This window comes from Ruminococcus sp. (assembly GCF_017549005.1).
Taxonomy (GTDB): Bacteria; Bacillota; Clostridia; order Oscillospirales; family Ruminococcaceae; genus Ruminococcus.
The window spans coordinates 1-15,021 of the sequence record NZ_JAFYYT010000022.1; the positions used below are offsets into that span (position 1 = coordinate 1).

Annotated in this window: 8 protein-coding genes; 1 reads left to right on the forward strand and 7 read right to left on the reverse strand. The window is 50.1% G+C overall.

Annotation, left to right across the window (positions count from 1 at the left end; translation table 11 throughout):
• A partial coding sequence (locus tag IKW96_RS06110) for a D-alanyl-D-alanine carboxypeptidase family protein (RefSeq protein ID WP_296571746.1) occupies nucleotides 1–1,797 on the forward strand: 1,797 nt, incomplete at its 5' end.
• A gap of 970 nt (nucleotides 1,798–2,767) precedes the next feature.
• On the opposite strand, the gene pncB is transcribed toward IKW96_RS06110, so the two are convergent.
• The 7 genes from pncB to carB all read right to left on the reverse strand — a co-directional run bounded on the left by pncB (nucleotide 2,768) and on the right by carB (nucleotide 14,995).
• Nucleotides 2,768–3,961 carry a nicotinate phosphoribosyltransferase gene (pncB, locus tag IKW96_RS06115; RefSeq protein WP_296571750.1) on the reverse strand — a complete coding sequence of 398 codons (1,194 nt, stop codon included), beginning with the start codon at nucleotides 3,959–3,961 and terminating at the stop codon, nucleotides 2,768–2,770.
• A 15-nt stretch (nucleotides 3,962–3,976) separates the two neighbouring features.
• Nucleotides 3,977–4,501 carry a cysteine hydrolase family protein gene (locus IKW96_RS06120; protein ID WP_296571753.1) on the reverse strand — a complete coding sequence of 175 codons (525 nt, stop codon included), beginning with the start codon at nucleotides 4,499–4,501 and terminating at the stop codon, nucleotides 3,977–3,979.
• Between the two features lie 71 nt (nucleotides 4,502–4,572).
• Entirely contained in the window at nucleotides 4,573–5,394 is an 822-nt protein-coding gene (locus tag IKW96_RS06125) for an NUDIX domain-containing protein (RefSeq protein WP_296571756.1), read from the reverse strand.
• A gap of 160 nt (nucleotides 5,395–5,554) precedes the next feature.
• Nucleotides 5,555–7,579: a cellulase family glycosylhydrolase gene (locus tag IKW96_RS06130; RefSeq protein WP_296571759.1), complete on the reverse strand. Its 2,025-nt coding sequence runs from the start codon at nucleotides 7,577–7,579 to the stop codon at nucleotides 5,555–5,557.
• A 65-nt stretch (nucleotides 7,580–7,644) separates the two neighbouring features.
• Nucleotides 7,645–9,444 (reverse strand): cellulase family glycosylhydrolase, encoded by a 1,800-nt coding sequence (locus IKW96_RS06135; RefSeq protein ID WP_296571762.1) that lies wholly within the window; start codon nucleotides 9,442–9,444, stop codon nucleotides 7,645–7,647.
• 162 nt (nucleotides 9,445–9,606) lie between these two features.
• On the reverse strand, nucleotides 9,607–11,568 hold the full coding sequence (gene uvrB, locus IKW96_RS06140; RefSeq protein ID WP_296571766.1) for an excinuclease ABC subunit UvrB: 1,962 nt from the start codon (nucleotides 11,566–11,568) through the stop codon (nucleotides 9,607–9,609).
• Nucleotides 11,569–11,803: 235 nt separating this feature from the next.
• The gene (carB, locus tag IKW96_RS06145) at nucleotides 11,804–14,995 is read right to left on the reverse strand and encodes a carbamoyl-phosphate synthase large subunit (RefSeq protein WP_296571769.1); all 3,192 of its coding nucleotides are present in this window, start codon (nucleotides 14,993–14,995) and stop codon (nucleotides 11,804–11,806) included.
• Nucleotides 14,996–15,021: the final 26 nt, after the last annotated feature.

Below are 15,021 nucleotides of genomic sequence, written 5' to 3' on the forward strand. Positions count from 1 at the left end.
ACTACTACTACTACAACTACAACAACTACTGCTATTACCACAACAACTACTGCCGCTAAAACCACTGCTGCAACAAATGCTGTAACCTCAGCAAGCACGACTACAGCAAAGCCCACGACTACAAGCACATCGGCTTCAACAACAAAAGCTGCAACAACAGTCACAACCACATCGACTGCTGCTCCCAAGCCGGCTTCAACAACTGCAACAGCTTCCACGACCTCAACCACACCGGCTGCTTCCTCAGTGACCTCCACAACCACTGTAACAAGCACAGCCGCCACGACAACGACTACAGCCGACCTCCGAAAGGTGGCAGGGATAAAGCTCAGCAAGACTGAGATAACCCTTAACGTAGGCGACGGCGATATCTCAATGGTGACTATGCTCCCTGCAACTGCCGCAGACAAGTCCGAGAAATGGACGAGCTCAGATTCAAGCGTTGCCGCTGTCAATTTCGAGGGCTGGATAACAGCTGTATCAGAGGGCGCCTGCACTGTTACCGTTCAGAGCGTCAGCAACCCGAACGTAAAGGCTGAAATACAGGTAACTGTCATCGACCCCACAAAGGTCCGCGGAATAAAGCTCAGCAAGACCGAAATGGTGGTCCCTGTGGGCACTACGGATATCTCAATGGTGACCATGCTCCCCGATAACGCCGCAAACAAGGGCGAGATATGGATAAGCTCCGACGAAAAGGTGGCAACAGTGACCGATGAGGGACTTGTAAGAGGAGTTTCTCCCGGAAACTGCACCGTTACCGTTATAAGCAAGTCCAATCCTGACGTAAAGGGCGAGATAAAAGTCAAAGTTACCGGCAAAAAGCAGCCTGTCAGCATTTCTCTCAGCGATTACGAGCTCGATATACTTACGGGAACATTAGGCATATCCTACGTTACCACTCTCCCGAAAACAGCCGTCCCCATAACTGAGATATGGATATCATCAGACCCCTCCGTCGCTTCCGTTGACAAATTCGGCAACGTATACGGAGTTTCCGCAGGAACCTGTACTATCACCGTTTCCAGCGCAGATGATCCCGATATCAAAGCAACAGTAAAGGTTACGGTCCACAACCGCCCTGTTATCAATTCAACAACGACCACTACGACTACCACAACAACAACAAAAACAACTACTACTACCACTACAACTACGACTACTACCACCACCACAACAACGACAACAACAACCACTTCCACCACAACAACTACAACGACTGCCACAGCAGCCACAACTTCTCAGCCTGCGGCAACAACTCACCTTATCCAGTCGCATAACGGAGCTACCTACATCGACGGAATACTCATAGTCAACAAGACCTACAGCATTGACAGGGACTACCCTGCCGACAAGCTCACAGCCAACACCGAGGAGCACTTCAGGCTCCTGCAGGAGGACGCTGCAAAGCTGGGACTTAAAATAGTATGCTCGTCAGGTTTCCGCTCATACGACTATCAGGAGGCGCTCTACAACAACTACGTTGCAACGGACGGAGTTCTCGCAGCTGATACATATTCTGCAAGGGCAGGACATTCCGAGCACCAGACAGGCCTCGCAATAGACGTTAACTCCATAAGCGACGCATTCATCGGAACTGCCGAGTGCGAATGGCTTGAAAAAAACGCCCATAAGTACGGCTTTATAATCCGCTACCCCAAGGGCAAGGAAGCTTACACAGGCTTCCGCTACGAGCCGTGGCACATACGCTTCCTCGGAGTCGAGACTGCCGCAAAGGTCTACGAAAGCGGACTCAGCCTTGAGGAATACCTGGGCATAGACTCATATTACAGATAATTTACCAAAAAAGCTGCCGAAAAACGCTTCGGCAGCTTTATCTATATCAAAGCAGCCATCAGGAGTGCGCCATATGTCGGGAAGCTATCCGAGGGAGCGCCGCTCCACCTCCTGACGGCGCCCTCGATTTTGCCGCTTACATTATATTATGCAGAAATCAAAAAAAGGTACAATGAAAATTCTTACAGCTTTCAGAGCTGTCAGAATTGTGTAACCAATCTGACATTATCCGTAAGCATTTATATCCGAACTGTATACAAACCGAAATCGCTCTGTTATTGCAAATCTTACCTGCACAGGGTATAATATAGACAGTAAGGGAAAAGAAATAAATGACAACCTTCATTGTTCCTCGTTTCTGCGTCAAAATACCTCCGACGCAGTGATCACTCCGGGGCGGTGTCGCACACCACCGTCCTCTGAACACACCTTTCAGAAAAAGAAATGACCGTCGGCGCAATAGTGTCGGCGGTCCTCTTCTGTCACCTGATAATAATACAGCCCCGAAACTTTACAGCTTCGGGGCTTGTTATATATAAATCATAATTTACGCATTAATCATGCCATGTCCAAAACAAAGGGATTCCAAAGGGTTCACAACCCTTTGGTCAGGTCAAGGGCTGACAGCCCTTGTGGGGTGTGGGGCAAAGCCCCTTATTCGGCAGGCGCTCCGCAAAGAGTGAATTGAAAAACAGTCCGGTGGACTGTTTTTCAAGAGGGAACGCCCTGCAAGTGAGGGCGTTCCCTTATCGGGCGGATAATCTCAGCCCCTGTTTTTACATAATTCCAACATGGACACATTACATGTTGCCATGTTGCCAACTTGCCAACTTCAACACATTAACTTATTAAAGTACATTGTATCAAATCAAGATGGCAACATGGCAAGATGGCAAGATGGTAACATAACATCTTCATGCTGATAAACAGAAAGGGGGCACGGTATGCGCCCCCTGAAATACAGCAACTTTCATTTCTCGCGCTGCAATCTGAACTCCACAGACTTCTTGAGATAGCCGAGGTACTCCTCATCGCGGCACATAGCCTTTCCGACGTCGTCCGAGAGCTTCGCAACGGGTCTGCCGTTTACGTACTGGAGCTTTATTACGATATTGAGAGCCTTTTCTTCCGTATCGTTGGAGCAGAACGTGCCTATGCCGAATGAAACCTTTGTCTTGTCGCAGAAATAGTCGTGGAGCTTCTGCGCCCTGTCAAAGTCAAGGCTGTCGCTGAACAGCAGGAGCTTTGTCTTAGGGTCAACTCCGTACTTCTTATAGTGAGCTATTATCTTCTCGCCCCATGCATAGGGGTCGCCGCTGTCGTGGCGGACGCCCGTATAGTTATTGACCATAGAGCGGTTGAAGTCCAGCAGGAAGAGGTCGGTAGTCACCGTATCGGTAAGGGCGGTACCGTTATCGCCGTCATACTCGTCGTACCAGTCCTTCATTGCGTAGTGATTTGTATACGCAAGCGGTATGGAGTCTATACCCTGATACATCTGCACGAACTCGTGAGCATAGGTTCCGATAGGAGTAACGTTGTACTTCATAGCCAGGTACACGTTTGAAGTTCCCACGCAGTTCTTTGTCTCGGTAACGAGGCGTTTCACGACAACGTCCTCCCACTCACGGGAAAGTCTCCTGCGGCAGCCGAACTCAGCGAACTTAAAGGTATAAGTTCCGTCGTTCATAGCCTTTATCTTGGCGTCAAGCCTTTCCTCCGCAGACTTTCTCAGCCTGTCGTAATCGAACTTCATACGGAAATAGACCTCGTTTACTATTTCGAGGAGGTATATCTCGAACTGCATAGCCGAAAACAGCGGACCGTTCACCTCTATGAAAAGCTCCCCGTTATCGTCAAGCTTTGCAGTAACGTAGTCCCTGATAGGTCTCCACAGTCTCAGGAACTCCACATAGTCGTTCTTGATGAAGCGTATGGAGCGCAGGTAGTCAAGCTCCTCCTTTTTGAATGTGAGCGAGCAGAGGTGGTCTATCTGTTCGTTTATCTCCCGGACCATTTCGGGAGTAAACACCACGTCCTTATTGCGGCATTTGAAGAAATACTGACCGCAGAGGTCTGTATGCTTATGAAAGATGACCTGGTCCATATTGAATTTGTAAAGGTCGGTATCGAGCAGGGAAACAACTATAGGTTCAAGTTTCATGGTACTTCCTCCTTGTCAGAGTATGTCTATCTGACAGCTTTTCATAGTTTCGACAGCGGCATTGTGCTTTTCGGGAGTAACACCTGCACAGCAGGCTTCGTCCACAGAGATATCCGCCTTGGGGAAATTAGCCTTCAGGAGCAGAGCGTTGCTGATAACGCAGATATCCGTGCACAGACCGATGAGCTCTATGCAGAAGTCCTCCGTACCCGCAGCCTTTTTTATGAGGTCGGGCAGCTTTACAGAGCCGAACGTGTACTTCTCAACGGGAGTGTACTTCTTCCCTTTCAGGGCAGCCGATATGTCCTTGTTGAGCTGCCAGCCCTCAGTACCCTTGATACAGTGCGGCACAGGGAGCTTCCTGCCCTCAGCCGTATCCATATAGTCGTCGAAGTGAGTATCATAGGTAGCGAATATCTCACCGTCGAACTGTGTGATCTTCTTCACAGCGGCAGGTATTATGGCAACGGCCTCCTTTGAACCAAGAGCTCCGTCCACGAAATCCTTCTGCATATCCACAACGACTAAAAACTTTTTCATAACCTCATATCCTCCTTTGGTCAATAATTATTATAATATACCAATATTATAACTCACCTGATATACTGTCGTCAAGTATTATTTCTGCGCTTGAAGAGTTTTGCAGGTCTGTGGCCCTCACCGCGGACGTATTCGTCGGTCTCCTCCACGTAGCTGCTTACCATACGCCTGAAATTCGCAGGAAGTATGGACACGTTCATAACAGTCTCCTGCACTCTCTGGAACTCCGAGAGCGTGAACTTCTCCGGCAGGAAATCGAATATAGTGTCATAGCTCTTAGCCTCATTCCTGAGAGCTGTCAGAGCCGCAGCGATTATGGCAGCATGGTCAAAAGCGAGTCCGCCGCTGTCGATTATCCTGTAATTTGTCCTGCCGAACTTTGTCTTTTCCGCTTCCAGCACAGCTTTCAGCTCTACGTCCTCATAATTGAGGGTGAGATAGTATTTCAGGTCGTCATCGCGCTCGAAGCTGACGCCGAACCACTGAGCGTCGGAAGCGTCATCGCTGCCCACCTGTTTTACCGCAGCCTCGCTTATTACGGAAACGAAAGCGTTTGAGATTATCCAGCCTCTCGGGTCGCGGTCGGGCTTGCTGAAGATACCCACAGGCATGATAGAGGCAGGAGTAACATTTGTCTCCTCCTTAGTCTCCCTGAGAGCGCATTCCTCCACGGTCTCGCCCCTCTGCAGGAAGCCGCCCGGGAGAGCCCACATATCCTTGAAAGGGTGTCCGCCTCTTTTTATCAGGAGCAAAAGCAGCTTGTTCACGGGATTGCGGCGATAGTCTGTCTTATCCTCCGAGCCCACCATAAAAGCTGCCACATCGGCTGTTACCGAAGGCCTGTCGTATTTGCTCATATCATAGTTTGCAAGAAAATCCTTTTCGCTGTCCATTAAGAGCACCTCCTCTGTTATTTCTATTATGATAATATCACAAAAATAATAAGATGTCAAGGGGTTTTCAAAAATTTTTTTGCCCTTTGATTTCCACGGGCGTCCATACAAAACAAAACGGCACGGTAAAAACCGTGCCGCCATAGTTATTCAGTCATTCTCAGCCGTTGGGGTTGAGAGAAGTTATCTTCTTGAGGAGATAGAGCTGTATCTGAAGAGCGTCGTTTGATGTGAGGCCCTTTGTGCTCGTATCAACGTCGCCGCAGTCCTGACCTTCCTTTGTGATGTGCTTTGCGTCAGTTCCGTTAACGCCGTACTTATTCGGATTTGCAAGGCTCTGCATGATGAGAACTGCGTCTGCCATGTCAACTCCGCCGTCGAGGTTAGCGTCGCCCCATAAAACACCCTCTGTTGCGTTGATGTCCTTTCCGGGCTGTGTGGTAGTTGTTGTAGTCTCCTCGTTCTTGGGAGCAGTTGTAGTTGTTGTTGTCGTTGTTGTAGTTGTCTCAGGCTTTGTGGTCGTGGTAGTTGTTGTAGTTGTAGTCGTAGTTGTTGTGGAAGTTGTAGTAGTTGTCGTAGTGCTTGTAGTGGAGGTAGTTGTTGTTGTTGTAGTTGTCGTTGTAGTTGTTGCAGGCTTTGTAGTAGTGGTCTTGTCAACTATAACAGGCTGACCGCTGCCTGACTTGCCGCCGTCGAGGTTGCTCTTAGCGCCCGATGAATAGAAGTCATTGAGCGAGATACCATTCTTTCCGAGAGCTGTCTGGTGGTCGAGACCGATGAACTTGCCGCCGTCTGTCTGCCAGAGAGTCTTCTTGAGGATACCGTAACGTGCAGAATCCCATGTCAGGAAGTCGTGGCTGAGAAGTCCGCCTGTATCGCCTGAGTTAGGATTGAGGCACCAGTAAGTGTGGTTGATGTGGTTCTTTACCATATAATCAGCAAGGAGCTCCATCCACTTCTGATTCTTTGTTCCGTCAACGAAGCCGCCCCACTCACCGATAAGGAGAGGAGCTATATCCTGGTCGTTGATGTAAGCCCATGTATCGTACCAGTAATCATCGAGGAGAGTCTGAGTGGTGAAGTTCTTGTCGAACCATGTCTGTGCATAAACTGACGGGCCGTAGTCATGAGGCGAGTAAATTATCTTTGACTGCTTCTCGGGTGAGGACATCTTTATGGGATTGTCCTTTACGCCGCGGAGGTTGCCGCCCCACCATGCGCCGTGCCACTTCTTATCGTCCTCTGACTTAGGCTCCCATACATCGGGAGTATCAAATGTATAGCCCTTTTCGGTCATAGGATACTGCTCGATTCCCTCAATGAAGATAAGAGCGTTGGGGTTTACGTCGAGGATAGCCTCTGCACACTGAGTTGCAGCGTAAGCCCAGTTGTTCTCGTCCTTGGAGTCGTCCCACTTTGCAATAGTGCTCGGGCATGAGCTTCCTGTATATCCGCGCTTTCCGTGAGGCTCGTTCTTGAGGTCGTAGCCTATGAGAGTATCGTCGTTTGCGTACTTCTTGGCGAGCCATACAAGAGTATCCTGCCAGTCCTTTGTAGTGATGCCTGCCTTGCCGTACCAGAGCTCGTAATCGTGGCCCGAGTTGTTCTCGTCAGGGCTGTGAATGTCGATAAATGCTTTAAGGCCGTACTTCTTGCACTTCTGCATGATGATATCGAATATCTCCATTGAGTTCTTTACGGTCTTGCCGTCGGACTCAACGAAATCCTTGTTGATATTTGTGTAGTAGCCTGCGGGAGTTACCTTTCCGTCCTCGCCGACCTCGTCTACAGGCGGAGTATATGAAGCCTGTACCGAGCTTACATCGTGGGGCTTGCCGTCCATCCACGACTTGAGAAGAGTTGTGGAGATAGGCAGACGGAGAACGTTGATACCGTGGTCTGCGATAGTCTGGAGCATATCGTCAACATCGGCAGCATACAGACCGTGAGCGCAGTTTTCAGAGCAGTTGAAGCCGAACCAGTTAGCGCCTGTGAGCCATACTTCATTGCCGTTCATGTCGTAGATACGGCTTCCCTTTGCATGAAGCCAGTCATCGTTACAGTCATCGGCTGCAAAAGCCTTGTTGAATGAGTCTGTATCCACAGACGGAGTGTAGGCAGTACCTGTTACGGTTATAGCTGCCGCAGCAGCAATCGCTGCCATAGAGCGTAAAAGCTTTTTCATAATAATTTCCCTCTCATTATTTTTATTTTTGCCATGCAGCACCCTGAAGCTGCACGGTCAAATACTTATTCAACGGGAAGAGTTCTGACCTTCCCAAGCAGGTAAAGCTGTATTGCCTGCGCGTCGTTGTTTGAAAGACCGTTGCTGCCCTCAACATCGGCGTTCTTCAGGCCCTCGTCGGTGATATGGTTCTTGTCAGTTCCCTTCAGGCCGTACTTGTTCGGGTTTGCAAGAGCCTGCATTATGAGAACAGCGTCTCCCATATCGATCGTGCCGTCGCAATTAGCGTCTCCGAAATTGCGTTTACTGACCGAGCTGACCGTTGTTGAGGTCAGCGTCGTAGTTGTAGCCGCAGAAGTTGTGGTAGTGGTCTTGTTTTCCTTAGTGGTCGAAGTTGTCGTAGTCTTGTCTGCGTCAACGGGCTTTCCGTCGGAGGTCTTGCCACCGTCAAGGTTGCTTCCCTCGGACTTTGCATAGGACGAATAGAACTCATTCAGCGATATGCCGTCCTTACCGAGAGCTACCTGATGGTCGAGACCGATGAACTTCTTTGAAGCCGAGGTCTTCCATATAGCCGGATAGTAGTATGTATCGTACTTTTCCTTATCCCAGTTTATGGTAGTTTTTCCCTCGCCGTTGGTCACGCCGAACTGGACGTCCTTCCAGAGTCCGCCGGTATCGCCCGAGTCGTCATTGAGGCACCAGAAGGTATGACTGATGTGATTTTTTATCATATAGTCGCGGAGAAGTCCAAGCCACTGTTCGTTCTTTCCACCGTCAAGACGTCCGCCCCACTCGCCGATGAGGAGAGGATACATATCCTTGTCCACAAGGTAAGCCCATGTATCGTACCAGTAATCGTCAAGGAGAGTCTTTTCCGTGAAGTCCTTGTTGAACCATGTCTGATCGCTTACTATGGGACCGTAATCATGAGGCGAATAAACTATCTGTGAAGTGCCCGACTTGGGCATTACGGGATACTTTGCGACGCCGCGGAGATTTCCGCCCCACCATGCGCCGTGTCCCTCGAATCCCTCAACGCCCTCGATGATGATGAGCGCATTGGGGTTCTTTGCGAGTATAGCGTCAGCGCAGTCCTGCGCTGCTTTCTTCCAGTTGTTGGGAGCGTCGGAATCGTCCCAGATCGCGTCTATGGGAGCTCCGCCGTATTTGCTGTGAGGCTCGTTCTTCAGGTCGAAGCCTATAAGGGTATCGTCCCCTTTATAGTGATCCGCGCACCACGCAAGAGTTTCTATCCACAGGTCGGTCGTAACCTCAACGTTCTTTCCGCTGTGATCCTTGAAGCTCTTTCCGTACCACAGACCATAGTTGTGACCTGCGTTGTTGGATTCGGGGCTGTGTATGTCAATAAACGCCTTTACTCCGTACTTCTTGCACTTTGCAAGGAGAACGTCGAAGAGCTCCATGCTGTTTGCCGTATGTCCGTCGGACATTATAAGGTCCATATTGAACGGATAGCTCGGATCGCTGCTCGGCTTGATACTTCCTATGGGATTGGGGTCGCCCTCCATCCAGTTGTACAGCAGCTCCGTGGAAACGGGAAGTCTGAGAACATTTACGCCGTGGTCGGCAATATCCTTTACCATATCGTCGATATCGCCGTTCCAGAGGTAGTGAGGCGAGCACTCGGTGCAGTTGAAGCCGAACCAGTTAGCTCCCGTGAGCCATACCTCGTTGCCGTTCATGTCGTAAAGACGGCTGCCCTTTGCGTGGAGCCAGTCGTCGCCGTTCGTATCGACCGCATTTACTGTCATAGTGACCTGACTGAAACAGGGTGCTGCTCCCGTTGCAGTCATTACCGCAGCGGACACCAGAGCCGCCGCAGCACGTGCGAATTTTTTCATTTTAATTTCCCCTCTCATAGTGCACAGATAAAGCGCACTTATAGTCGATTATATTGTAACATTTCAACGACGAATTGTCAAGTACTTTTGCGCGTTTTGCAGTCATTTATACATAAAAAATCATATATTTCTCTTGATCGTTAAATGTATAAATCCTGTGTATCAGCTTTCCTGAAGCTCCTTTATCTTGTCGCGCAGGTAGGCAGCGTGTTCAAATTCAAGCAGCTTCGCCGCATTCTTCATTTCCACGGTGAGCTTGTCTATCATGCGCTGCTTTTCCGAAGCAGAAAGCTTCTTCTTTCTGGTCTTTTCCTCGACCTTTGTCTTTGAGGTTATCTCCAGTACATCGCGGACGTCCTTGATGATAGTTTTCGGCACGATACCGTGCTCCTCGTTGAAAGCTATCTGCAGTGAGCGGCGGCGCTCGGTCTCGGTTATTGCGCGTTCCATTGAGCCCGTAACGCTGTCGGCGTACATTATTACCTGTCCGCCTGCGTTTCTTGCAGCTCGTCCGATAGTCTGGATAAGCGAGGTCTCGCTTCTCAGGAAGCCCTCCTTATCTGCGTCGAGTATGGCGATAAGGCTAACCTCAGGGATATCAAGTCCCTCGCGGAGAAGGTTTATTCCCACAAGAACGTCGAAGACTCCCTCGCGGAGATCCTTGATTATCTCCATACGCTCGATAGTGTCTATGTCATGGTGCAGATAGCGGACTTTCACGCCCAGCTTCTCATAGTATGAGGTCAGATCCTCAGCCATTTTCTTTGTGAGGGTCGTCACGAGCACTCTCTCATGGCGCTCCACCCTCTCATTTATCTCGGAAAGCAGGTCGTCTATCTGTCCCTGTGTGGGCTTCACGATTATCTCGGGGTCTACAAGTCCCGTAGGACGTATCACCTGCTCGACTATGATATCGGTCTTTTCGCGCTCTATCTGTCCGGGAGTAGCGCTTACGTATATCGCCTGGTGGATATGCTCGTTGAACTCGTCGAAGTTCAGCGGACGGTTGTCCATAGCGCTTGGCAGACGGAATCCGTAGTCCACAAGGGTGGTCTTTCTTGCGCGGTCGCCTGCGTACATGGCGCGTACCTGAGGCAGGGTGACATGGCTCTCGTCAACTATGAGCAAGAAGTCCTCGGGGAAATGATCCATGAGGGTCAGCGGAGTACTTCCTGCAGGACGCCCCGCAAGTATACGGGAATAGTTCTCAACGCCGCTGCAATATCCCACTTCTTTCAGCATTTCCATGTCGTAGTGCGTTCTCTGCTCGATACGCTGAGCTTCTATTAGCTTGTTGTTCTGCTGAAAGTAGTCTATGCGCTCTGCAAGCTCGCGGTCTATCTCCTTCAGGGCGGCTTCAAGCTTGTCATCGCCCACAACATAGTGAGAGGCAGGAAATATCGCCGCATGAGAGACTACAGCCTTTACCTCTCCCGTTATCACGTTTATCTCGGAGATACGGTCTATCTCATCGCCGAAATATTCAACTCTGACAGCCGTATCCGTTGACATGGCAGGGAATATCTCCACAACGTCGCCGCGCACCCTGAACCTGTTACGCTCAAAAGCTATATCGTTGCGCTCATAGCGTATCTTCACAAGCTCCGCAATGAGCTGGTCTCTCGGTTTTTCCGCGCCCTGACGTATGGAAACGCACATGGAGCGGTACTCCTCAGGGCTTCCGAGGGAGTAAATGCACGAAACGCTGGCAACTATGATAACGTCGCGGCGCTCCGCAAGAGCAGTTGTCGCAGAGTGGCGGAGCTTGTCTATCTCGTCGTTTATGGAGGAGTCCTTTTCGATGTAGCTGTCCGTACTTGGAACATAGGCTTCGGGCTGATAGTAGTCATAATAGGATACGAAGTACTCCACAGCGTTTTCGGGGAAGAACTCGCGGAACTCCGAGCAGAGCTGCGCCGCAAGTATCTTGTTGTGAGCCAGTACAAGTGTGGGCTTGTTCACACGGGCGATAACGTTCGCCATGGTGAAGGTCTTTCCCGAACCGGTAACGCCAAGGAGTATCTGCTCCTTTTTGCCCGAATTAATACCATTTACCAGCTTGTCGATAGCCTGTGGCTGATCGCCTGCGGGAGCGTAGTTTGAGCATAGCTTGAAGTGATCCATAATACCGCCTTTCTCAGTTGAGAGTTCAGAGTTGTGAGTTGAGAGTTGTGGTGTCCGCCTGAGCGGACGGATTAAATAATGTAGGGGGCGATGCCTACATCGCCCCGTTATACTGATTATTTGCAATTTTTAGTGAACGCCCTCACTTGTAGGAAGTCGCCCTTGACCTGACCAAAGGAACAAAGTCCCTTTGGAAGCCAATTCATTACGCTAACGGCTAATGACTAACGGCTGATCATATCTTGGTGATGTCCACAAGCTCCACATCATTGATAGTTCTGCCCGATTCAAGCACCTTTACCAGTGATTTCGCCGTGTCCACAGCAGTAAGGCTGCAAATGGAGCGCTCTATGGACTTTCTTCTCATCTTAACGCTGTCACGCTCGGGGAGTCTGCCCTTTGCGGAAGTAGAGATAACATAGTGTATCTTGCCGCTGTCAAGGAGAGTTTCCACGTTGGGCTCGCCGTCGGAAATCTTGCGGACAAGGTTTGCCGCTATCATGTTCCTGTGGAGAACGCTCTGTGTACCCGATGTTGCGTAGAGCTCAAAGCCCATGCGCTCGAACTTGTCCGCAATGGGAAGTATCTCCCTCTTGTCGCTGTCGCGGACAGAGATAAGAACTCCGCCCTCGCGCTTCAGGTCAAAGCCTGCGGCGATAAGTCCCTTCAGGAGCGCGTCCTCGAGGTTTCTGCCGATACCGAGGCACTCACCTGTTGACTTCATCTCAGGTCCGAGCATTGTATCAACGTCTGTGAGCTTCTCGAATGAGAATACAGGAACCTTGACAGCAACATAGTCGCCTGCAGGGTAAAGTCCGCTCTCGTAGCCCATATCCCTGAGCTTTGCGCCGAACATTATCTTTGTGGCGATATCAACCATAGGAATGCCCGTTACCTTGCTGATATACGGAACAGTTCTCGAAGAACGGGGATTTACCTCGATAACGAATACCTCATGGTTGTATACGACGTACTGTATATTCACAAGTCCGATAACGTTGAGCTCCTTTGCGAGAAGTCTTGTATACTCAACGATTATGCGCTTGATACGGTCGGAAAGGTGCTGTGCAGGGTAGATAGAGATGGAGTCTCCCGAGTGAACGCCTGCGCGCTCGATATGCTCCATGATTCCGGGGATAAGGTAGTCCTCGCCGTCGCAGATAGCGTCAACTTCTACCTCAGTACCCATCATGTACTTGTCGATAAGTACGGGGTTCTCTATATTATGGCTCATTATGATGCCCATATACTCCTTTACGTCTGCGTCGGAGTGTGCGATTATCATGTTCTGTCCGCCGAGAACGTATGACGGACGGAGAAGCACGGGATATCCAAGGTCATTGGCTGCCACAAGAGCTTCCTCGGTGTTCATTACGGTATGTCCCGCAGGACGCGGAATACCGCACTTTTCAAGGACTTCGTCGAAGCGCTCCCTGTCCTCTGCGGCGTCTATCATGTCAGCAGAAGTACCCAGTATGCGTACTCCCATGTCAGACAGGTAGCGTGTCAGCTTGATAGCAGTCTGTCCGCCGAACTGTACGACTACGCCGTAGGGCTGCTCGGTCTCGATAATGGACTGAACGTCCTCCTTTGTGAGTGGGTCGAAGTACAGACGGTCGCCTGTATCGAAGTCGGTGGAAACGGTCTCGGGGTTGTTGTTGCAGATAACAGCCTCGTAGCCAAGCTCTTTAAGCGTCCATACGCAGTGTACCGAGCAGTAGTCGAACTCGATACCCTGTCCGATACGGATAGGACCCGAACCGAATACGATGACCTTTTTCTTTCCCTTGTCAGTGCGCTCGATGAACTGCTTTGCCTCGTTCTCCTCGTCAAATGTGGAGTAGAAGTAAGGAGTCTCAGCCTTGAACTCGCCTGCACAGGTATCGACCATCTTGTATACGGCGCTCTTGTGCTTGGGGCACTTCTGTCCCGAAATGCGCTCGATAGTGCTGTCAAGGTAGCCGTACTGCTTTGCGATATCGTACTTTTCCTCCGTTAGCTCGCCCTCTCTGAGCCATTTTTCCAGCTCGACAAGGTTCAGGAGCTTATAGAGGAACCAGTTGTCTATCATGGTTATCTCGTGTATCTCCTCGGGAGTTATTCCGCGCTTGAGGGCTTCAAATACGCAGAAGGAGCGCTCGTCGTCGATAACATGGAGCTTCTCGCGTATCTCCTCAGTGGAGAGCTTTTCAAGCTTTTTGAGGTTCATGGTGTCCATGCCAAGCTCTATGGAGCGGACTGCCTTCATCATAGCCTGCTCGAAGCTTGTACCGATAGCCATTACCTCTCCCGTAGCTTTCATCTGAGTGCCGAGTGTACGCTTTGCGTATACGAACTTATCGAATGCCCATTTCGGGAACTTGATAACTACATAGTCCAGTGCAGGCTCAAAGCAGGCATAGGTCTTGCCTGTAACCTGATTGATTATCTCGTCGAGAGTATAGCCGATAGCTATTTTTGCAGCTGTCTTTGCGATAGGATAGCCCGTAGCCTTTGAAGCAAGTGCGGAAGAACGTGAAACTCTGGGGTTTACCTCGATAACTGCATACTTGAAGCTTGTTGGGTGAAGCGCGAACTGACAGTTGCAGCCGCCCTCGACCTTGAGCTCCTTGATGATGTTTATAGCCGCTGTACGGAGCATCTGATACTCCCTGTCGCTGAGAGTAACGGCAGGTGCGATAACGATACTGTCGCCTGTGTGAACGCCTACAGGGTCGAAGTTCTCCATAGAGCACACTGTGATAACATTGCCCTTTGCATCACGGATAACTTCAAATTCTATTTCCTTCCAGCCGCTTATGCACTTCTCAACAAGTATCTGTGTGATAGGTGAAAGACGAAGTCCGTTTGTAGCTATATCGCGGAGTTCCGCTTCGTTCTGAGCGATACCGCCGCCTGTTCCGCCGAGAGTGAATGCAGGGCGGACGATAACGGGATAGTGTATCACCTGTGCGAAGTCCACAGCGTCCTCGACGGTCTCTACGACCTTTGACGGGATAACAGGCTCGCCTATTTTCTCCATTGTGTCCTTGAAAGCCTGTCTGTCCTCAGCCTTGTGTATAGTCTCGGGGTCTGCACCGAGGAGCTTTACATTGTGGCTTTCCAGGAAGCCCTCCTCCGCAAGCTGCATGGACAGGGTAAGTCCTGTCTGTCCGCCGAGAGTTGACAGCAGGCTGTCAGGCTTTTCCATTTCTATTATCCTCTTGACAACGTCAAGCGTAAGGGGTTCGATATAGACCTTGTCAGCCATTGCCTTGTCGGTCATGATAGTTGCAGGGTTTGAGTTCACGAGGACTACTTCAAGTCCCTCCTGCTTTAATGCGCGGCAGGCCTGAGTGCCTGCGTAGTCAAATTCAGCTGCCTGTCCGATAACGATAGGACCTGAGCCGATTACAAGAACCTTTTTTATATCACTTCTGAGTGGCATACTATTTACCTCCAAATTAAGTTATT